At 71.8% G+C, this 20,859-nt stretch carries 17 protein-coding genes; 5 read left to right on the top strand and 12 right to left on the bottom strand.

Annotated elements, in window-relative coordinates; translation table 11 throughout:
* Positions 1-124: 124 nt before the first annotated feature.
* Positions 125-1,642, top strand: coding sequence for an MFS transporter (locus ACIQU4_RS11055; RefSeq protein ID WP_403728188.1), 1,518 nt, complete (start codon positions 125-127; stop codon positions 1,640-1,642).
* Here ACIQU4_RS11055 and ACIQU4_RS11050 read toward each other — a convergent pair.
* From ACIQU4_RS11050 to ACIQU4_RS11035, 4 genes are read right to left on the bottom strand one after another with little or no spacing between them, the layout of a single operon-like run.
* The gene (locus ACIQU4_RS11050; protein ID WP_403728187.1) at positions 1,631-2,536 is read right to left on the bottom strand and encodes a hypothetical protein; all 906 of its coding nucleotides are present in this window, start codon (positions 2,534-2,536) and stop codon (positions 1,631-1,633) included. The two genes, ACIQU4_RS11055 and ACIQU4_RS11050, sit on opposite strands and share 12 nt — an antisense overlap.
* A 49-nt stretch (positions 2,537-2,585) precedes the next feature.
* A complete protein-coding gene (locus ACIQU4_RS11045) occupies positions 2,586-3,122 on the bottom strand; it encodes a cupin domain-containing protein (protein WP_403728185.1) in 537 nt (178 codons plus the stop codon).
* Positions 3,119-4,336: a cytochrome P450 gene (locus ACIQU4_RS11040; protein WP_403728184.1), complete on the bottom strand. Its 1,218-nt coding sequence runs from the start codon at positions 4,334-4,336 to the stop codon at positions 3,119-3,121. The genes ACIQU4_RS11045 and ACIQU4_RS11040 overlap by 4 nt, the downstream gene beginning before the upstream one ends.
* A 16-nt stretch (positions 4,337-4,352) precedes the next feature.
* Positions 4,353-5,414: a type III polyketide synthase gene (locus tag ACIQU4_RS11035; RefSeq protein WP_403728183.1), complete on the bottom strand. Its 1,062-nt coding sequence runs from the start codon at positions 5,412-5,414 to the stop codon at positions 4,353-4,355.
* A gap of 204 nt (positions 5,415-5,618) precedes the next feature.
* Here ACIQU4_RS11035 and ACIQU4_RS11030 point away from each other — a divergent pair, with 204 nt between their 5' ends.
* Positions 5,619-6,893 carry a cytochrome P450 gene (locus tag ACIQU4_RS11030; RefSeq protein ID WP_403728181.1) on the top strand — a complete coding sequence of 425 codons (1,275 nt, stop codon included), beginning with the start codon at positions 5,619-5,621 and terminating at the stop codon, positions 6,891-6,893.
* Positions 6,890-7,111, top strand: coding sequence for an acyl-CoA carboxylase epsilon subunit (locus ACIQU4_RS11025; protein ID WP_403728179.1), 222 nt, complete (start codon positions 6,890-6,892; stop codon positions 7,109-7,111). Before ACIQU4_RS11030 ends, ACIQU4_RS11025 begins: the two co-directional genes overlap by 4 nt.
* A 27-nt stretch (positions 7,112-7,138) precedes the next feature.
* Here the strand turns inward: ACIQU4_RS11025 and ACIQU4_RS11020 are convergent, their stop codons facing one another.
* A complete protein-coding gene (locus ACIQU4_RS11020) occupies positions 7,139-8,935 on the bottom strand; it encodes a VanW family protein (protein WP_403728178.1) in 1,797 nt (598 codons plus the stop codon).
* 256 nt (positions 8,936-9,191) lie between these two features.
* On the opposite strand from ACIQU4_RS11020, the gene ACIQU4_RS11015 reads away from it, so the two are divergent.
* Positions 9,192-9,881: a YitT family protein gene (locus ACIQU4_RS11015; RefSeq protein ID WP_403728176.1), complete on the top strand. Its 690-nt coding sequence runs from the start codon at positions 9,192-9,194 to the stop codon at positions 9,879-9,881.
* 15 nt (positions 9,882-9,896) lie between these two features.
* Here ACIQU4_RS11015 and ACIQU4_RS11010 read toward each other — a convergent pair whose 3' ends face one another.
* The 5 genes from ACIQU4_RS11010 to ACIQU4_RS10990 all read right to left on the bottom strand — a co-directional run bounded on the left by ACIQU4_RS11010 (position 9,897) and on the right by ACIQU4_RS10990 (position 17,357).
* A complete protein-coding gene (locus ACIQU4_RS11010; RefSeq protein WP_403728175.1) occupies positions 9,897-12,830 on the bottom strand; it encodes an NHLP bacteriocin export ABC transporter permease/ATPase subunit in 2,934 nt (977 codons plus the stop codon).
* 1 nt (position 12,831) lies between these two features.
* Positions 12,832-15,048, bottom strand: a complete 2,217-nt coding sequence (locus tag ACIQU4_RS11005) for an NHLP family bacteriocin export ABC transporter peptidase/permease/ATPase subunit (RefSeq protein ID WP_403728533.1) — start codon at positions 15,046-15,048, stop codon at positions 12,832-12,834.
* Between the two features lie 5 nt (positions 15,049-15,053).
* A complete protein-coding gene (locus tag ACIQU4_RS11000; RefSeq protein WP_403728174.1) occupies positions 15,054-15,860 on the bottom strand; it encodes an HlyD family efflux transporter periplasmic adaptor subunit in 807 nt (268 codons plus the stop codon).
* Between the two features lie 156 nt (positions 15,861-16,016).
* Positions 16,017-16,235 (bottom strand): hypothetical protein, encoded by a 219-nt coding sequence (locus ACIQU4_RS10995; protein WP_053689200.1) that lies wholly within the window; start codon positions 16,233-16,235, stop codon positions 16,017-16,019.
* Between the two features lie 405 nt (positions 16,236-16,640).
* Positions 16,641-17,357 (bottom strand): TetR/AcrR family transcriptional regulator C-terminal domain-containing protein, encoded by a 717-nt coding sequence (locus tag ACIQU4_RS10990; RefSeq protein WP_403728172.1) that lies wholly within the window; start codon positions 17,355-17,357, stop codon positions 16,641-16,643.
* A gap of 94 nt (positions 17,358-17,451) precedes the next feature.
* Between ACIQU4_RS10990 and ACIQU4_RS10985 the strand changes: the two genes are divergently transcribed.
* Positions 17,452-19,164, top strand: coding sequence for a CocE/NonD family hydrolase (locus tag ACIQU4_RS10985; RefSeq protein WP_403728171.1), 1,713 nt, complete (start codon positions 17,452-17,454; stop codon positions 19,162-19,164).
* A gap of 196 nt (positions 19,165-19,360) precedes the next feature.
* Here ACIQU4_RS10985 and ACIQU4_RS10980 read toward each other — a convergent pair whose 3' ends face one another.
* Both ACIQU4_RS10980 and ACIQU4_RS10975 read right to left on the bottom strand, forming a co-directional pair.
* Positions 19,361-20,284, bottom strand: a complete 924-nt coding sequence (locus tag ACIQU4_RS10980; protein ID WP_403728169.1) for an NADP-dependent oxidoreductase — start codon at positions 20,282-20,284, stop codon at positions 19,361-19,363.
* A gap of 42 nt (positions 20,285-20,326) precedes the next feature.
* A complete protein-coding gene (locus ACIQU4_RS10975; RefSeq protein WP_403728167.1) occupies positions 20,327-20,755 on the bottom strand; it encodes a nitroreductase family deazaflavin-dependent oxidoreductase in 429 nt (142 codons plus the stop codon).
* Positions 20,756-20,859: the final 104 nt, after the last annotated feature.

The following is a 20,859-nucleotide window of genomic DNA, read 5'->3' as shown; positions in this document are numbered from 1 at the left end:
ACGGCGTCATGGCGTGGCGCGCGGGTGACGGGGCCGTCTCACGCATCGTCGAGACAGACAGTCCACGCAAACGCGTACGCCCTCCCACCGGCGAGAACGCGCGGAACCCATGGAGAGCGCCACCATGTCCGCAGAGCCGACCCGTCCCGGAACCAGCACCGCTTCCGCCGCCCCCGACGCCGCGGCGCCGCCCGATCCGCGCCGCTGGTGGATCCTGGGCGTCATCGGCCTGGCCCAGCTCATGGTCGTCCTCGACGCCACCATCGTGAACATCGCCCTGCCCTCCGCCCAGGCCGACCTCGGGTTCTCCGACGGCCAGCGGCAGTGGGTGGTGACCGCGTACGCGATCACCTTCGGCAGTCTCCTGCTGCTCGGCGGGCGGCTGGCCGACAAGTTCGGGCGGCGCCGGGCCTTCCTCATCGGGCAGATCGGCTTCGCCGCGGCCTCCGCGCTCGGCGGCGCGGCGGCCACCTTCGGGACCCTCGTCACGGCCCGCGCCCTGCAAGGGGTGTTCGCGGCGCTGCTGGCTCCGGCCGCGCTCTCGCTGCTGACCACCACGTTCTCCGCGCCCGCCGAGCGCGCGAAGGCCTTCGGCGTGTTCGGGTCGCTCGCCGCGTCCGGGGGCGCCGTGGGGCTGCTGCTGGGCGGTTTCCTCACCGAGCACCTGAGCTGGCGCTCGACGATGTACGTGAACCTGCTGTTCGCCGCCGTCGCCGTCACCGGCGGTGTGCTGCTGCTCGGGCGTTCGGCGCCGACCACCCCGCCCCGGCTGGACCTGCCGGGCACGGTGCTCGCCTCGTCCGGGCTGTTCTGCCTGGTCTACGGGCTGGCCACGGCCGGCTCCCACGGCTGGCAGTCCGTCCGCACCCTGGGCTTCCTGGTCATGGCCGCCCTGCTGCTCACCGGGTTCGTGTGGTGGCAGCGCCGCAGCCCGCACCCGCTGCTGCCGCTGCGGATCGTGCTCGACCGGGTCCGGGGCGCGGCGCTGATCGCCGTGTTCATCACCGGGGTCGGCATGTTCGGGGTGTTCCTGTTCCTGACGTACTACCTCCAGCACGCCCGCGGCTACAGCCCGGCCCAGACCGGCCTGGCCTTCATGCCGATGTCCGGCTGCACGATGATCGGCGCGATCGGCAGCAACATGGGGCTGCTCGGCCGGATCGGCGGACGCCCGCGCATCGTCACCGGCATGCTGCTCTCGGCGTGCGGCATGGCCTGGATGACGAACGTGACGGCGACCGGCCCCTACGTGGTCGACGTGCTGCCGGGCCAGGTGGCGACGGGACTGGGCATGGGCCTGATCACGGCGGCCGCCATGAACCTCGGCACGGCCGGCATCGACCCGCGGGACGCGGGCGTCGGCTCCGCGACGGTCAACGCCATGCGGCAGACGGGCGGCTCCGTCGGCACGGCGCTCATGAGCACCCTTGCCGCCGGAGCCATCGCCCGCTCGCTGGCGGGCCGGCAGCCCACGCCGGAACTGGCGGCGCGGGCTGCCCTGGAGGGTTACCACACGGTCTTCACGGCAGCGGCGGCGATCTTCGCCGTCGGCGCGGTGCTGACCCTGTTCATGCTGCCCGGCGGCCTGTCCGTGGAGCGCCGGCACGGCGCGCCCGGGGGCCGCCGCCCGTCAGCGCGGTGAGTGGCCGCCGGGGGCCGCGGAAGCCGCCGGCTGGGCGGGCTTCGCGGGGGAGGCGGGCGCTGCGGGGGCGGTCGGCGCCGCGGGGGTGCCGTCGGCCGTCAGGCAGTTCGACAGCGAGCTGCGGACCCGGTCGCCGGTGGAGAAGTGCTTCACCCGGCAGGAGTTGGTCCCGATCCCGCCGTCGACCTGGCCGTAGCCCGGTCCGATCGTCAGGACGGTGTCGTTCAGGCCGCGGACCGTGTCGTTGCCGGGGCCGCCCTGGACGATGCCCGCGGACTCGGCGCCCACCGACTTGGGCTCGATGACGTCGTTCTCGCTGCCGCCGAGCACCCGGCCGCCCAGGTCGATGTTGCCCGTGCGGATGAGGTCGCTGCCGTCGTTGCCGAAGACCTGGCCGCCGCCGCGCTCGTACTCGCCCGGCTGGCCCATCACGCTGCCCGTGGTGATCTTGTCGTCGCCGTGGTCGCCGTAGACGCTCGCCCCGTGCTCCGCCGTGCCCACGACGAGCGCGGTGATGATGGTGTCGTTGCCCGCACCGCCGCGCACCGAGGAGCTGCCGTTGCGCGGGGAGAGGTTGTTGACCTGGAGCGTGTCGTCGCCCTCGCCGCCGAGCACCTGGGAGTCGATCAGCATGCCCTTGACGCGGATGTTGTCGTTGCCGCCGCCGCCGTAGATGATCGCGTTCTCGACGTCGTTCTCGCAGACGATGGTGTCATCGGCCGATGTGCCGTTGACCTGCGATCCGGGCTTCGCCTCGACACCGTTGACGTAGCACCAGTGCGACGGCAGGGGTTCGGCGGCCCGGGCCGGGCCCACGGCGAGCGAGGCACTGGCGGCGACCATGGTCGCGAGGGCGTACGAGGCGGTGCGAAGTTTGCGGCGCGTGCGCAGCATGAATTCTCCCGAGCGTGGTGTGCGTGTGTTTTGGTTGTTGCGGTGGTGGTCAGGACAGCTCGTGGCGCAGCGGCGTGAGCTGTTCGATGTCGTAGCGCTTCCGGAGTGCGTGGATCGCGGCGGGATCCGGGGTGGCGCTCGTGTCGAGCAGTTCGAGGAGCTCCTCGAAGTACCGCTCGTGATCGGGGGGCGGGGAGGCCTGGAAGAACATCCGGGCCGGTTCGCCGGTGGGGTTCGCGAAGGCGTGCGGACAACCGGGCGGAACCACGATGACGGTTCCGGGCGTGGCACGGACGACCTGGCGTCCGTCGAGCGACTCCCAGTGTCGCCAGTCGTCCGCGGAACGGACGCGCGGCTCGAAGGCCATGACGTCGAGTTCACCCTCCAGGACGTAGAACAGCTCTTCGCTCCGGGTGTGCAGGTGCGCCCCGACGTCGAACCCGGGCGGTACGACGACCTCGAAGCTGGAGGCCACCGCGGAGTGCTCCCCGGTGACCTTGAACGTGACCTGCTGGGCCTCGGTGTGCAGCTTGCGGCCGTGACCCGGTGGCACGAGCAGCCCGTCGCGGGCGACGTGCGCGGTCATGACCAGGTCACGGGCAGACCTTCGGGCCCGCGGATGAGGGCCCCGGGCCGCCAGCGCAGCTCGCCGACGGGGACGCTGAAGCGCAGGTCCTCGAAGCGGTCGAGCAGGGCGTCCACCATCAGCTCGGATTCGAGGCGGGCCAGCATGTTCCCGGGACAGAAGTGGGGTCCGTACCCGAAGGAGACGTGCGGGTTGGGGCTGCGTTCCAGCTGCAGTTCCTCGGGGTCGGGGAAGACCTCCGGGTCGCGGTTGGCCGCGAGGTACGAGACGTAGACCGCCTCGCCCGCCCGGATGAGCTGGCCCGCGACGGTGACGTCCTCCAGGGCGATCCGCGAGAGCCCGACCGCGTTGCGGTGCGGGATGTAGCGCAGCAGCTCGTTGATGGCCGCGGGCCGCAGGCCGGGCTCCCTGCGCATCCGGTCCATCAGGTCCGGCCGGGTGAGCAGGATGTAGACCATGTTGCCCACGTTGTTGGTGACGGCCTCGCCCCCGATCTGGATGAGCAGGGCGAGGCCGGTCGCCTCCTCGGCGGTGACCTCGCCGGCCTCGACGGCCTTGACGAGGAGCCCGATGACGCTGTCGCCGCCGGCCACTTCCCCGGTGCGCATGCGCCCGCCCAGGTAGGCGCACATGTCGTTCTTCGCCTGCTCGCTGCGTTCGACGCCCTGGGCCGAGGAGAGGATCAGCGTGGTCCATTCGTGGACCATGGGCCGGTCTTGCTCAGGGACGCCCATCAGCTCGCACACGACGGCGAGCGGGAAGGGCGCCAGCAGGCGCTCGGTCAGGTCCGCGGGCGGGCCGTCGCGCAGCATCCCGTCGACGAGGGCGTCGAGCATCTCCTTCGCTCGGGTGCGCAGGCGCTCAACCCCGGGGGTGGTGAAGGCCGCGGCGACGGTGCGCCGCAGCCGGGTGTGGTCGGGCGGGTCCTCGAACCCGACCGCACCCGGCGCGGGGATGAAGTGCGGGGCCAGCCGGGTGACATCGTGTTCCGCGACCAGCTTGCGGCTGAACCGGGGATCGTTGGCCACCATGCGCACGTCGTCGTACCGGCAGACGAGCCAGGCCCACCCGCTTCCGTTGGGCATGCGGATCCGGGTGATCGGACCCGCCCGCATCAGCTCGGCGAGGACGGGGTCGAAGTCGACCCCGTCCAGTGCCGGGGTGGGCCAGTGCGTGATGGGTGGCCTTGCGGTTGCGGGGCCGTCCTTCAGCATTCTTCGGATTCCTCCCTCACCCGGTCCCTCGTCCCGAGGTCCAGCTGCCCAGTGAGATCTCTGCGGTGATGCCCGGGCCGAAACCGGCCAGCAGGCCCCGCGCGGCGTCAGCGGTGGCGTTCTCGTCGAACAGTCGGCGCAGTGCGTCCAGGACGACGGCGCTGGCGATGTTGCCGTACTCGGTCAGTGTGGCCCGACTGAAGCGGAATGCCTCGGGTGCCACACCGAGGTACTTGCTGAGGTCGTCCAGGATGCGCGGCCCACCTGCGTGGATGATGTAGAAATCCAGCGCGGCGGCGTCCCACCCATGGAGCTTGGCCAGGTCCTTGAGGGACGGCGCGAGCGGTTCCATGGTCCCCGGGACCCGCCGGTCGAGTTTGAAGTGGAACCCGGTGGACTTGACGTCGTACATGATCCAGTCCTCCGTCTGGGGGATGATGTACGAGCTGTTGCGGTGCAGTTCCATGCCAGTTCCGCCCCGGCCGCGGACGACGGCGGCGCCCACTCCGTCGCCGAACAGGCCGTTGGAGAGCAGGTTGCCGACCTCCAGGTCGCTGGGCTGGTAGCAGAGCGAGCAGAACTCGCAGGACACGATCAGCGCGTTCGCCTCCGGGTAGGCGGTGCAGAAGTCGTGGGCCCGGTTGACCGCCGCGCCGCCCGCCGCACAGCCCAGCTGGGCGATGGGGAGCTGTTTGGTGTCCGTCCGGAAACCCATCGCGTTGATCATCCACGCGGTCAGCGAGGGCATCATGAAGCCCGTGCACGACACGTAGATGATCATGTCGATGTCCTGGGCACGCAGCTGCGCGTCCTCCAGCGCCTGCCGCACCACCGCGGGGACCCGCGCCTTGGCCTCGGTCTCGTACACGGCGTTGCGCGATTCGAAACCGGGGTGCTTGAGGGTCTCCTCGATGGGGCGCACGATGTGCCGCTTCGCGACGCCGGTGTTGCGGATCAGGCGCAGCGCCAGGTCGAGCTGCGGATGGTCCGCGTGCACGGACCGGCACAGATCGAGGGTCTGCTCCATCGTGATCACGTGCTCGGGCACGCACACCGTTGGCCTGCACAGAGTCGCCATGGGTGGCTCTCCTTTCGTGTCTGACACAGCCTCATCGACCTCCGCCGGAAGCGCGCGCGGGACTACGGCGTTGGTGACATGAGCCAATCCGGTGACGCTGAGCCGTGGAGGCAGCGGAGCGTGTGACGAGAGGGAAGGGATGGCTGTGCCGATTTCCCGCGGAATCGCGCCTTGGGGGGTGACATCCACGCAGGGAGATGAACCATGACGTCAGACCCGCAAACCGCCCTCAGGCCGGACCCGGAGATGGACCCGGAGACGGCCACGGAGCTGGACCCGGCCTCGGGCGAACCGGTGCACTGCTGGAACCTGGACGACTTCGAGGCGCTGGACTTCGACCCGTTCCTGCACGACCGCCTGCGGGACAAACGGGCCACCCGGATCCGGCTGCCGTTCGGGCAGGGCACCGCCTGGCTGATGGCGCGCTACGCCGATGTGAAGGCGGCGACCACCGACCCGCGCTTCAGCCGTTCTGAACTGGTCGGCCGGACGATCACCGCCTCCTCCCCGCACGCGATCGCCTCGCAGCAGGCGTCGATGAACTACGCCGACCCGCCGCGCCTGAACGACATGCGCCGCGTGGTCGCCCGGGCGTTCACCGGCAAGAGCATGCAGAAGCTGCGGCCGACCGTGCAGCAGACGGCCGACGGCCTCCTGGACGAGATGGAGCGGCACGGTTCGCCTGCGGACCTCGTCGAGCACCTGCACGGCCCGTTCCCGCTCGCAGCCGTCGCCGACCTGCTGGGAATGCCCCAGGACATGCGCAAGGACATGACCTCCTGGGCGAACGTGATCATGACCCCGGGCCCGTCCCCCGACAAGAGCACCGACGCCCTGAAGACGGTGCGCGAATGCGTGGTCGCCCTGCTGGCCATGCGGCGGGAGAAGCAGAGCGACGACCTCGCCGGGGTCCTCGCCGGCGCCGCCGACGCCGGTGAGATCACCGAGCCGGAGGCGGTCTCCATCGCCACCGCGATCCTCGTGAGCGGTGCGCACGCCGTCCGCAACAACAGCGCGAACATGGTGTACGCCCTGCTCACCCATCCGGAGCACCACGAACGGCTGCGCAGGGAGCCGGAGATGATCCCCCAGGCCGTCGACGAGCTGCTGCGGTTCATCCCGCACCGCAGCGGGGTCGGTCTGCCGCGGATCGCGACGCGGGACGTGGACATCGCCGGCGTCACGATCAAGGCCGGGGACACGGTGTACTCCTCGTACCTCGCGGCCAACCGCGACCCCGAGGTCTTCCCGAACCCGGACGCGCTGGACTTCGACCGCGGGCCCATCGCCCACATGGCCTTCGGGAACGGGCCCCACCACTGCGTGGGCTCGATGCTGGCCCGTATGGAGTCCGAGATCGTCATCACCACGCTGATCGAACGCTATCCGCGCCTCGCCCTGGCCGTGCCGCCCGAGCAGCTCGAATGGCAGGCCGGGGCGCTGATCCGGGGGCCCAAGACCCTGCCGGTGACCTGGTGATACGCCGGCACCGGATCAGGGTGGTCCGGGGCACCCCGGACCACATAGAACTGGCGGCCCTCACGGCCGCCCTGCTCATACTGGCGCGCACGGCCGCCGTGCCGTGCGCGCCCCACTCCGTCCGGCGCCACCGGGCCCACTGGGACCGGAACATGTCGTCGGTCGTGCACTGTCCCGCCCACTCCTGGCGGGCGCGCCCGCCTGCCGGGTTCGTCTAGGGAGTGTCGCCGGAAGGACCCCGGGTGTCAGGCGCGGCCCGGCTGCGTGGCGGCCGGGCCTGTCGGGGCCGCAGAGGGGCTCGGGGGCGCGGGGGTCTGCGAGGTCTGCGGGTCGCAGGTGACCTCGTCGCGCGGGGTGTAGTGCGTCTTGTAGGTCTCCCGCTTGACCTCCTGCCCGCCCTGGACGAAGACCCGGTCGACGGCCACGTCGAAGCCCTCCAGCGGGGTCTGCACCTCGCAGGTCGGACCGGAGCCCGTGCGCTTGGCCGGCGGGGTGGTGTTCGTCCGCGGGCCCTGGGTCGCGCGTATCTCCTCGTACTTCTTCGTGCCGAGCAGGCTGATGGTCACCGAGGTGTCGGTGGACTCGGCCTGGACGTAGATCGCGTGGCCGGAGTCGTTCTTCCAGCGCAGGTCGAGGGTGCCCCAGGCGACGGTGGCCTCGCGGCCCTCGGGATAGCGCTCGATGTAGAACGAGTGGGCCCCGTGCTCCAGCGGGTGGACTCCCGCGAAGAACATGGCGTTGTACATGGTCGTCGCGACCGCCGAGACACCGCCGCCGGGGGACTTCACGAACTGGCCGTCGTTGATCATGATGCCGTCGACGAAGCCGTTCTCCTTGGTCCGCTCGCCGACCGTCTTGTTGAAGCTCCACGTCTCGCCCGGCAGCACGACGGAGCCGTTGATCAGCTCGACGGCCCGCCCGATGTTGGTGGTGCGGTACGGCGCGGCCGGGAACTTGACCGTGAAGGAGGACATCTTCTCCTTGATGCCGAGGCGCTGTGCGTTCTGCGCGGTCAGGCGCGGGTGGACCGTCGTCACGGCGAGCTCCCCCGTACGGGCGGCGCCGGTGCGCGTCAGCAGCGGGACGACGGCGTCGGCGAAGGCCTTCTCGGTGACCTGCACCCCGGAGCGCCCGTCCTGGGCGACGACCGCCCGGCCGGTGGAGTCCACGCGGAAGGTGGCCCCGCGGGAGGGGCTGGTGGCCGCGGCGACCTGCCGGGCGACCGCGGGCTCGGCCAGCAGCCCCTTGGCGTCGAGCTTCGGGACCAGCCGGCCCTGCCCGTCGGGATCGACCGACAGGTGCCTGCCGAGCACGGCGGGGGTGAGGGTGACCGTCTTTCCGGCCACCTTGAGCGTGACCGGGCCGGACATCGCGGGCTGGGCGAACTCCGTCAGGGCCCGCGCGGTCTCCTGCTGTCCCACGGCGGGCGGCTTCTGGTCCACGGGGAGGGCGACCGGCCCGCCCTGGGGGTGCAGGTAGGCGGCGCGTACGGTGTCGGCCGCCCGGTCGGCCCGTACGGCGACACCGGTGACCGGGGCGGTGGCCCGGGCCGTGCCGCCCTCGAAGGTGATGTCGCCGTCGCGGGCCTCGCGGCCGGCGGCGGTGATCCGGTCGACCTCGGCGGTGCTCGTGGGGCCGTCCGTACGGACCACGGGCTCCACGTCCCGGTTCTCGGCCGGGGTGAGCAGGCGGCCGATCACGGTGAAGGGGTCGGATCCGGTCTGCGCGGCGCGGTCGACGGTGGCGGCGGTGTCCAGCGACAGCCCGAAGGCGGCGGGGGCGGCCTGCTCGGCGCGGTCGCCGATCCGCAGCTCGATCGGGGCGGCCGCGGCGGGGCCGAGCGCGCGGTCGAGCGCGGTCCTGGCCTCCGTACGGCTCATGCCGCCGATGTCGACACCCCGTACGTGGGTGCCGTCGGCGATGGCGTCGCCCGCCACGGCCAGACCGGTGAGGTAGAGGCCGCCGAAGCCGAGGACGGCGGCTCCGCCGACGAGGGGGAGGGCTGTCCGCCGGTTGACCGTCAGGCCGTGTACGCGTCGCATGTCTCTCGTCTCTTCCGGTGCCGGTGGCGCTGGTGGGGGCGCGTGTGGAGGGTCGCGGCCCGGAAACCAGCATTCACCAATTCGGACTAAACGGGGCGAAAATGTGCCAGTTCTCACGAGGCGGGACGCGCTGAGGCGCCCCCGGATCGAATCGGAGAAAGTAAGGCCACTTGGTTTGGATTGGCCCTGTTGGGCCGTTCAGGGGATGCCACACGGTAAGACCTGTCGGTCTTTGGCTCCCTGAAAGGCTCCACCGGTGTCCCTCGCCCCCGTCCGCCCCGCCCGGCGTCTGCCCCGCCGGCTCCTGCAGCTCTACGTCGGGCTCGCGCTGTACGGCGCGAGCTCGGCCTTCCTCGTCCGCGCCGGGCTGGGGCTGGACCCGTGGGACGTCTTCCACCAGGGGCTCGCCGAGCGCACGGGGTGGAGCATCGGCACGGTCTCGGTGGCCGTCGGGGCGCTGGTCCTGCTGCTGTGGGTGCCGCTGCGGCAGCGGCCCGGGCTCGGGACCGTCTCCAACGTGTTCGCCGTCGGCCTGACCATGGACGCCACCCTCGCGGTGCTGCCGGACGTGCACGGCACGGTCGCGCAGGCCGCCCTGCTGACGGCGGGCATCGTCCTCAACGGCGCCGCGACCGGCCTCTACATCGCCGCGTGCTTCGGGCCCGGCCCGCGCGACGGCCTCATGACCGGGCTGCACCGGCGGACCGGGCGCTCGCTGCGGCTGGTCCGTACCGGGATCGAGCTCACGGTCCTGGCGGCCGGAGTCCTGCTGGGCGGCACGGCCGGCGTGGGCACGGTGGCGTACGCCCTGGCCATCGGCCCGCTCTCGCAGCTCTTCCTCCGCGTCTTCGCGCTTCCGTCCCCGGCCGGGGACGCGTCGGACCGTTCGGACCATGAGGCCGACACGCAGACCCCGGCCCCGGCCCCGGCCCCGGCCCAAGGCTGACGGTCTGCTCCGGGCTCACCCGACCTGGCGGCGCACCAGTTCGTGGAACGGGCCCGCCGGATCGGCGAGCAGCTCGGCGGGCGGGCCCTGCTGGGCGATCCGGCCGTCCGCCATGACGATCACCCGGTCGGCGTCCATGACCGTGGACAGCCGGTGGGCGATCACGATGCGGGTGGCGCGCAGGGCGCGGGTGGACTCGATGACCACGCGCTGGGCCTCGTTGTCCAGCGCGCTGGTCGCCTCGTCCAGGAACAGGATGCGCGGCTTGCCGATGAGGGCCTGGGCGATCATCAGCCGCTGGCGCTGCCCGCCCGAGACGGTTCCGCCACCGTCGGACAGCACGGTGTGCAGGCCCATCGGCATCGCCTTGATGTCCTCGGCGAGGCCCGCCAGCGCGGCGGCCTCCGCCGCCTCTTCGAGGGAGTACGTACCGGAGCCGCGGATGCAGTCGAGGATCGACCCGGAGAACGGCTGCGCGTTCTGGAGGACGACACCGCACTGGCGGCGTACGGCCGCCTGGTCGAGTGCGGCCAGGTCCTGGCCGTCGTACCGCACGCTGCCGGAGGCCGGCCGGTCGAAGCCGATGAGCATGCGCAGCAGGGTCGACTTGCCGCAGCCGCTGGCCCCCACGACCGCGACGAACTCCCCCGGCCGCACCGCGAACGACACGTCGTCCAGCACGAGCGGGCCGTCGTCGGCGTACCGGTACGAGAGGTTCTGCACCTCGACGGCGCCGCTGAGCTCGCCCGGCCGGATGCCGGCGGCACGTACCTCGGGGGCCGCCTGGAGCAGCGGCTTGACCTGCTCGAACATCGGCTGCACGGCGGCTGCCGAGAGCAGGACGCCGGTCAGCTGGGTGGCCGAGGACAGCATCATCGTCACGGCGGTGCTGAAGGTGAGGAACTCGGCCGCGGACATGCTGCCCCGGGCCGGTCCGGCCAGCAGCATGAACATCACGAGCGTACAGAGCGGCAGATAGACCGCGTTGAGGACGGTGAGGACGTTCTTGATCCGGCCGATGCGCTGGTGCAGCTCGCGGGTACGGGCGAACTCCCGCGCCCAGGCGGCGTACGCGAAGCTCTCGGCCGCGGCCACGCGCAGCTTGGGCAGTCCGCGCAGGGTCTGGAACGCCTGGTTGTCGAGCTTGTTGCCGAGCCGGATCAGCCGGCGCTGGTAGCGGAGCTGCCAGAGCCCCAGGCCCAGGAAGACGACGGCGACGCCGAGCAGCATGGCGAGCGCCGCCAGCGCCAGCGGCACGCTGTAGACGAGCAGCAGCGCGAGGTTCATCGCGCCGACGGTGCCGGCCTGCAGCGACACCGGGACGATGCCGGACAGCACGCTGCGGATGGAGCTGATGCCCATGGCCGCGGCGGCGAGTTCCCCGGTGGAGCGGCCGGCGAAGAAGGTCACCGGCAGCCGCAGCAGCCGGTCCCAGACGGCCGGTTGCAAGGTGGCCTCGATGCGGCCCTCCATCCGCAGCACGGAGACGTTCTGGAGCAGCATGAAGGCGGCCGAGACCACGCTGGTCGCGATGAGCGCCAGCGCGGTCTGCACGATGAGGCTGTCCTCGGCGTGCGGTACGTACGCGCCGAGCACCCGACCGGTGGCCACGGGGACGAGCGCGCCGAGGCCGACGGCTCCGAGCCCGCCCAGGACCAGGCTGCGCAGGTCCTGGCCGCTGCCGCGCACGCTGAAGCGCATCAGGTGCAGCAGGCCCGGCTTCCGGTCGGGCAGCGGGCGGTAGAACATGACGGCGTCCGGTGCGAAGGCGGCCGCGTTGCCCTGGCGGATGCGCTCACGGGCGCCGGTGGCCGGGTCGACGGCCTCGTACCGGCCGCGCCGCCAGAGCAGAGCGACGGGGGTTCCGTCGTCCGCGCGCCGGCCGGCCAGGGGGCCGCCGTACTCCCGCCACCAGCGGCCGCCGAGCCTGACGGGGCGGGTGCGGATGCGGGAGGCGAGGGCGATGCGTTCGATCGGGTCCGTCCGTGCGGAGGCGGAGGCGGCGGAGGCGGGGGCCGCGTCCGCGCCCGTGGGCTCGGTGAGGGCCATGCCGGCTTCGGCGGCCACCAGGCGGCACACGGCGAAGGTCGCGTCGTCGCCGGCGGCGCGGCGGGAGCCCCGGCGGGGGCGGCCGATGGCGGCGAGCAGGGCGCGGTCCGCCTGGGTACGGGCGGCTTCTCCGGCCTCGATGCCGGCCGCGGTGCGGTCCGCGTGGGCGCGCTCGTCCTGCTCGATGCGGCGGTCCAGGGCGGAGAGCAGCCGGTACTGCCGGTCGACCATGCCCTGCCACACGGCTTCGTCGACGAGGAGCGTGCCGGCCGTGCCCGCGCCCTCGTACGATGCGTGTGCCTCGTACACGGCCCCGTACTGCACGCTCCCCGGCGGGACCTGCATCCACAGGATGTCCTCGTCGGCCCCGCCGCGGGCGGCGGTGTCGGGGCCGCCTTCCAGCGGTGCCTGGTACAGCACGCGCAGACCGCGGCCGATGCCGCGGGCGAAGGCGTCCTCCAGGGGGCTGGGCGCGGTCTGCCACGGGTCGGCGTGATCGCCGTACGCCCCGTACTCGCCGTACTCGCCGTACGCTCCGTACTCGCCGTGCCCGCCCCAGGATCCGCCGTACGCGGGCCGGTTCAACTCGCGCAGCTCGATGCGGCGCAGTACGCAGCCTTGCAGCGGGCGCCCGGTCAGCGTGTGCGCGGGGCCCTCGACCGGGCCGAGGAGCAGCGCGCCCGACTCCAGCCGGCCGAGGAAATGCCAGTGGCCCGCCTGCGCGGCATCGACGGCGAACAGGTCCAGCTCGCCCTGGACGACGAGCCACAGCACGAGCGGCCCCTCCAGGGACAGGCTGCGCAGGCCCGTGCAGTCGACGGCCGAGCCCAGCCCGCCGAGCGCCGCGACGACGGGATCCGATACGGGGTGGGGCTGATGAGCCTGTTGCGGGGTCGCCACGTCAGTGCTCCTTGACCAGTGCGGCGTACGCGCCCCGCGCGGCGAGCAGTTGCTCGTGCCGGCCGCGCTCCACGACCGTGCCCCGGTCGAGCACGACGATCTCGTCACTGTCCCGTACGGTGCTCAGCCGATGGGCGATCACCACGCAGGCGCAACCGCGGCGCCGCAGGTTGTCGATGACGATCCGCTCGGTCGCCGCGTCGAGGGCGCTGGTCACCTCGTCCAGGATCATGACGCTGGGGCGGCGCACCAGGGCGCGGGCGATCTCCAGGCGCTGGCGCTGGCCGCCGGAGAAATTGCGGCCGTCCTGCTCGACGCGGCCGTGGATGCCGCCGGCCCGGCGCGCCACCACCTCGTACACGGCGGCGTCCTGGAGGGCGGCGACGACCGCCTCGTCCGGGATGGAGGGGTCCCACAGCGCGACGTTGTCGCGGACGGTGCCCTCGAAGAGGAAGACGTCCTGGTCCACGAAGGAGACGGAGGCGGCCAGCGCGCCGCGCGGGATGTCCTCCATCCGCATCCCGTCGATGCGGATGGCGCCCTTCCACGGGGTGTAGAGGCCGGAAATCAGCCGGGAGACGGTGGACTTGCCGCTCCCGGAGCCGCCGACGAGCGCGATCTGCTGCCCGGGGCCGACCGCGAGCGAAACGTCCTTCAGCAGCGGAGCGTCCAGCGGGCTGTAGCCGAAGGTGACGCCGTCCAGCTCCAGATGGCCCTTGAGGCGGCGGGTGCCGGCCGGGCTCTCGCCGCGCGCGTGCCGCACGTACAGCGGGTCGACGGGAAAGTTCTCGACGTCCTTGAGGCGGGCGACGTCGGCGGCGAAGTCCTGGATCCGTCCGGCCACGCCGCCCAGGCGGGTGATCGGTGCGGTGAAGCTGGTCACGAGGGCCTGGAAGGCGACCAGCAGACCGACCGTGAGGTGCCCCTCCACCGCCCGCAGGCCGCCGATCATCAGGATCAGTGCACTGTTGAGCGCGGCGAGCGTGGGCGCGACGACGGCCAGCCAGGCGCTGGGGACGCCGAGCCGCTGCTGCACGTCGAGGGTGACGGCGTGCTGGCCGGCCCAGCGGCGGAAGAAGGCGTTCTCCCCGCCGGTGGCCTTCATCGTCTCGATGAGCTGGAGGCCGCTGTACGAGGTGTTGGTGAGCCGGGCGCTCTCGGCGCGCAGCTTCTGCGTGCCGGTGGCCCTCAGACGCATCACGATCCGCAGGGCCACGAGGTTGAGCAGGGCGATGAGCACCCCGACGGCGGTGAGTTGCGGATCGTACGTCCACAGCAGGACCGCGTAGAGCACGACCACCACGGCGTCCACGCCCGCGGCGGCCAGGTCCCGGGCGAGGGTCTCGGCGACCGCGTCGTTGGACTGGAGGCGCTGGACGAGGTCGGCCGGGTTGCGCTGGGTGAAGAAGGCGACCGGAAGTCGGAGCAGGTGGCGCAGGAAGCGGGCGCTGCCGAGCGTGGAGGAGATGACGCGCCCGCGCAGCAGATTGGCCTGCTGCAGCCAGGTGAGTACGGCCGTGAGCACCAGGGCCGCCGCCATCGCGGAGAACAGGACGCCCAGCAGGGAGGTCTGCTCGCCGATGAGGAACATGTCGATGTACGTACGGCTCAGCGCGGGCACCGTCGCGCCGACGGCCACCAGGAGGAGGCTGGAGAGCACGGCGGCGAGCATGGTGCCCGAGGTGCCGCGCAGGCGGGCCGGCATGGCGCTCATGACGGATTGTCTGCGGCCGGTGCGGCGGAAGCGCGGGCCGGGTTCGAAGACGAGCGCGATGCCGGTGAAGGCGGTGTCGAACTCCTCCATGGGGACGAACCGCCGTCCCTTGGCGGGGTCGTTGAGGTACGCGCCCCGGCGGCCGAGGCGTCGGCCCGTGCCCTCGTAGACGACGTAGTGGTTGAACTCCCAGAAGAGGATGGCAGGCGGGGCCAGCCGGGCGAGCGCGGCCAGGTCCATCTGCATGCCCTTGGCGGTCAGCCCGTAACCGCGGGCGGCCTTGAGCAGGTTCCCGGCGCGGGAGCCGTCCCGCGACACCCCGCAGGCGATGCGCAGCTCTTCGAGGGGTACGAAACGGCCGTGGTGGCCGAGGACCATGGCCAGCGCGGCGGCCCCGCACTCCACCGCCTCCATCTGGAGCACGGTGGGGGTGCGTACGGGCCGCGGCGGGCGGCGGGGTCGGCGCGGTCGGCCGCGGGAGGAGACTCGGGGGGCGTGCGGCACGGTGGTCACGGGAGCAGCCAATCGACGGGGCGCTGTGCGGGGAGGTGGACGGCTCCGGTGAGCGGCGTCGTGGAGTCGAGGGCGTACGGGGGCCCGCCCGCGGTGGACCACCGGTAGCCGGAGGTGGTCGCGGAGGAACGTTCGAGCTGTACGAGCACCGCGACGGGATTGCCCTGGCGGGCGAACTGGGCGGCGAGGCGGGCGTCGCCGAGGAAGCCGGCGATCTGCTCCTGCGTCTGGGGCGTACGCCCGACTTCCTTGACGCGCCCGCGCACCACGCCGAACCGCTGCCGGGGGGCGGACTGGACGTCCAGGTCGACGGCGGCCCCGGCGCGGATCTCCGCACCGCCGGCGCCGGACACGTAGAGCACGGCCACCAGCGGGTCGTCCGCGCCGCCCAGGCGCTCCAGGACGGCAAGGTCCGCACCGGTCGTCACGACGGCACCCGTCTTGGCGGCCAGGCTCGTCACCCGCCCGCCGGCCACGACGCGCACGGTCCGGTCGCCCTGCTCGGTGGCGAGCTGGAGCAGGGGTGCGCCGGGGGAGAGTTTCTGGCCCTCCTTGGCGAGGACGGCGGTGACCTGTCCGGAGTACGGGCTCTGGAGCAGATAACTGCCCTCGGCCCGGGTGAGGATGCCGGGGGCGCTCAGCTTGGAGGAAACAGATCCGGTGAATGCCCAGAAACTCGCCGCGGCCATGACGAGGGCGGTGACGGCGAGAACGAATCGCCCCTGCGGGCGCGCGAACCGTACGGGCAGATCGAGTTCTTCCGGCGATTGCAGCCTGGAGAGCGCCTTTTGACGGAACTGCACGACCAGCGACCTGTCCTTCGAATGCATTTCACGACACGGGCACGCGCACGGGCACGCGCACGGGCACGGGCACGGGCACGCACGCGGCCATGGGCACCCGTGAACCCCGGAACGCGTACGTCCCGGGGTTCACGCGCCCTGATGTACCGGCTCGGCTCAGAGGCCGGCGACACCGGCGCGAACGCCGACGATGCCCTCGACCTGGCCGGGCAGGGCCTGCACGCCCTGGACCGTCTGGAGCGAGGTCACCGTGTTCAGGACGTGGAACACGTCGCCGGTCACGCCGCCGAGAAGCCCACCGGAGATGCTGACACCGCCGGAAACCGCGTCCAGTTCGTCGTCGGCGATCTCACGGGTCTCGATGTCGTTACGCATGATGTGCGCACCCTTCAGTCGTCTGAATGTTTCTCAAATGGCGTGGCCGTTCCGCGACAAGGCGGTTCGACCACTCCCGAGGCCAGATGTAAGCACGCGAACAGGCGACCGGGCGAACCGTGTTGACGGCTTCGATCAAGCGATATGGCCATTCACCCGAGGGGCTTTCCGATTGATTCGGCGGATCACCACGGGTTCTCCACAAGATCGCGTAACAAAGAAGGGCGGCATGCGACCCTGCGTACCCAAATCGGTCCAAACTCCCCCATCCCCCCGCCCGCACCGAGGAGGAATGTAATGGGAGGCACCCCCTCCACTTTCACCGGGTGAAGATTTCCAGGAGCGACACAACGCAACGAACCGGAAACGCTCCGTAATGTTGCTGCGCCGTGGCGGCCTACGGGATCAGTCGGCGTCGAGGCCGTCGACCAGGCGGTTCAGGAACCGGGTGAAGGTGGCGTCCGGGGCGAGGGGGCCTCCGGGCGCGGAGAGGGCTTCGGCGAGTTCCGGGTGGCGGCCGTCCGTCGCGACGGCGGCGAGGTAGCGGGCTTCGGCCGCGGCTCGGTCCGGGGAGTGCGAGGTTGCGGCCTGTGCGATCTCGTAGGCGACGTGCCCGGCCACGAATGCCGTGAGCTGGGCGAAGACTTCCAGCTTCGCCGCACCGCCCAGTCCGGCGGGCCGCAGGGCGACGAGCGCGCGTTCCAGGAAGGCCAGGGCGTGGGGTCCGGGGACGCGGCGGGTGGTCAGGGCGGCGGGCAGCCAGGGGTGGCGCAGCATGTGAGCGCGCTGGAGGCCTGCGATCGCCTTCAGGTCGGCGCGCCAGTCACCGGTGAGCGGGTGCGCGGTCGGCAGTTCGCCGCTGACGTGGTCGACCATCAGGTTCAGCAGCGTCTCCTTGTCGGGGGCGTAGCTGTAGAGCGACATGACGCCGGCTCCGACCTGTGCGGCCACCTTCCGCATGGTGACCGCTTCGAGCCCTTCCGCGTCCGCCAGGGCGACGGCCGCGGCGGTGATCACCTCTCGGCTGTAGGCGGGCCTGCGGCCCCTGCGGGGTTGGTCGGAGCTCAGCCAGAGCTGCTGGGGGTCGACGCCCGGGCCGCCGGCACTTCCTTCGCGGGACACGGCCCACGCCCCTCTCCCTGATCGGCGGCCCTGTGCTCGCCCAGTCAAGCATGCTCTATTCTCGTACATCGTACGGAAATCAAGGAGGGCAACGATGACGTCACCCACGCACGGTCCTGTGTCGAGGCCGACCTGGGCACCGCCTGCCGGGAAACCGCCGCTGTCCGCACGGATGATGAGGGCGACCTGGCGTCGCCTCCCGGCCAAACTGCACGATGTCGGGTGGGAGCCCGGACTGGTGGTGCCGGCCGCCGACGGCAGCCCGCTGATCACGGACCACTACTTCCCGCGCGCCGAGGGCGACTTCCCCACCCTCCTCGTGCGCTCGCCGTACGGCAGGGGCCTGCCCTGGTCCCCCATGTACGGCCTGCTCTTCGCCGAACAGGGCTTCCACGTGGTCCTGCAGAGCTGCCGCGGCACCGGTGGTTCCGGGGGGACGTTCGACCTGTGGCGCAACGAAGTCGCCGACGGCGCGGCCGCGGTGTCCTGGCTGCGCGAGCAACCCTGGTTCAACGGAACGCTGGGAACCGTCGGCCCCAGCTACCTGGGCTACGTACAGTGGGCCCTCGCCCTGGACCCGCCGCCGGAACTGAAGGCGATGGTGGTGCAGCTGGGCCTGCACGATCCGCATGCCCTGTTCCACAGGGACGGTGCGCTGCACCTGGAAACCGCCCTCGCCGTCGGCGTGGGCATGACCTACCAGCACCAGGGCATGGGACCGTTCCTGAAGGCGACACTGCGCCTGCAGCGCCGACTGCGCGACGTCACCACCGCGAAGCCGCTGCGCGGGGCGCACGTGTCAGCCCTCGGGAGCGAACCGCCGCCCTGGCTGGACGGCGTAATGACGCACCCGGACGCCGAGGACGCCTACTGGCGCGGCGCATCGTTGGCGCAGTCGGCGGAGCGACTGCGCGTGCCCACGGCTCTGATCACCGGATGGCACGACGCCCTGGCCGACCAGACCTTCGGGCAGTACGACCGGCTGCGGGCGGCCGGCTGCGAGACCGCCCTGCTCGTCGGCCCCTGGACCCACACCTCCGCCCTGCAACAGGGATGGCCCGAGGTGTTCGCCGAGAGCCTCGCCTGGCTGCGCGCCCACCTCAACGCCGACCCCTCGGGCCTGCGCCCCACGAGGGTGCGCGTGCACGTCGGCGGCGAGAACGCCTGGCGGAACCTCGACGACTGGCCTCCGGCCGCGGACGTCAACCCGCGGTTCCCCACCCCGCAGGGGCACCTCACCGAGGAGGCTCCCACGGACTCCGCACCCCTGGCGTCGTTCCGCTACGACCCGGAGGACCCGACCCCCTCCCTCGGCGGCCCTCTCCTCTCCCGTACCGCCGGTCCGCGGGACAACGGCACCCTGGAGGCCCGGGACGACGTCCTCATCTTCACCAGCCCCCCGCTGACCGAGCCGCTGGACATCCTGGGCCCCGTCTCCGCCCGCCTGAGCATCTCCACGGACACCGGTCACGCCGACGTCTTCACCCGCCTGTGCGACGTGGACGCGCAGGGCCGCTCCGTCAACATCTGTGACGGGCTGGGCCGCCTGCGGACGGACGGGCGGGAGCCGTCGCAGATCACCGTGCCGATGAGCTCCACCGCCCACCGCTTCGCCGTCGGCCACCGCATACGCTGGCAGATCAGCGGAGGCGCCCACCCGCGCTACGCCCGCAATCCCGGCACCGGTGAGTCGCCGGTGGACGCCACCACCTTCACACCGGTGCGCATCACGCTCCACGCGGACTCGGCCTTGATACTGGCGATGGACACCCGCGGTTCCGACCCCAGTGCTGCACCCAACGGCTGACCACCAGCCCGGCGAACGGCCGGAGGGCTGAAGCAGCCCGAACGCCCCGCGGAACACGCCGGCCCGTCCCTGATCCGTGATCGTCTCGGCCCCGCCGTATCCCTCGACCTCGACCCTGCTGTCATCGAAGATCGAGAAACTGCCTCCCGGGTGGACCAGGGGGCGAACGCGGGCCGGGATGATCCGTAGACACACCCTAGGGCCTGAGGACGATCTTGCCGTGGGTGTGGCGGCGTTCGAGCTCGGTGTAGGCCTCGCGGACCTGCGCCAGCGGGTAGACGTTCGCGATCGGCACTTCGAGGTGTCCGTCGGCGATCAGGCCGGCAAGCTCGGCGAGTACCTTGGCGCCCGGCCCGGCCTCGATCCCGCCGTCAGTCTTCACCCCGTGCTTCTCGGCTGCCGCGAAATCGGCGATGGTGTCGATCCGATCGGTCGCTACGCCGAGGGCGAGGGCCAGCTCGACGTACCCGTCGCCGAAGGTGTCGACGAAGGCGTCCACGCCACTGGGCGCGGCGGCCCTGATGCGGTCCGCGACGCCCTCACCGTACGCGACCGGGATCACCCCGTGGCTCTTCAGCCACTCGTGGTTGCTCTCGCTCGCCAGGCCGATGACCGTGGCCCCGGTACGGCGCGCGAGCTGGACCGCGAGCGAGCCGACTCCCCCGGCGGCACCGGAGATGACGACGGTCTCGCCCTCCTCGGGCTGGACGGCGCGTAGGGCCCCCACTGCGGTCACGCCGACGACGTACAGGCTGCCGGCCACCTCCCATGAGACCTTCTCCGGCTTGCGCGTGAGGTCACCCGCCTCGACCAGGACCAGCTCGGCCTGGGAGGCCCGCTCCTGGCTGAATCCGATCACCTCGTCGCCGGCCGAGAATCCGGCAACCCCGGCGCCGGCCTCCTCGATGACCCCGGCGAGGTCACTGCCCTGCCCGGACGGGAACGTCGACGGGAACACGTCCGCCAATGCCCCCGCGCGGATGAGCCCCTCACCGGGGTTGGTGCCGGCCGCTTTCACGCGTACGAGGACCTGCCCGTCCCCGGGCACCGGGCGTTCCACCTCTTCGACCCGCAGCACGTCGATCCCGCCGAACTCGTCGTACCTGACTGCCTTGGGCATGATCTCTCTCCTTCGACTCGCTGAAGCTGACGGGGGTGTGGGCTACGCCCGCCGGAGTTCGAGCACGGGAATGATGCGGATTCCGGCGGTCTGGCGGGCGTACTCGGCGAAGCCGGGGTAACGCCGCGCCTGCTCGTCGTAGATGCGGTCGCGTTCGGCGCCGGTCACTTCGCGGACGGTCACCTGGTAGGTCGCGGTGCCGCGTTCGATGGTGCCCTCACCGGCGGCGGTCAGGTTGCGGTACCAATCCGGGTTGGTGGATGCTCCGCCCTTGCTTGCGAAGACGTAGACGATGTCCGGATCCGTGTCGTGCGCGAGGTACATCATCGGGCTGACGTGTTCCTGCCCGCTCTTGCGGCCGCGGTGATGGACGATGACCAGCGGAGCGCCCTCGAAGATCCCGCCGACCCTGCCCTCGTTCGCTCGGAACTCCTCGATGGTCTTCGCGTTCTGGTCGACTGCTTCGCTCATGTCTGACTCCTGGTTGCTTCGAGGCTCTCTCGCTGTTCGGTGCTCAGGGAGGATCTCCCTTCGGCCGGCGGCCTCCTGCCGGGAGGCGGGCCCCTGTGATCCCT

The sequence above is a fragment of the Streptomyces sp. NPDC090741 genome (assembly GCF_044769045.1).
In the GTDB taxonomy this organism is placed as follows: domain Bacteria; phylum Actinomycetota; class Actinomycetes; order Streptomycetales; family Streptomycetaceae; genus Streptomyces.
The sequence above is the reverse complement of the archived record's forward strand: the minus strand, read 5'-3'. Positions and strand labels throughout refer to the sequence as shown.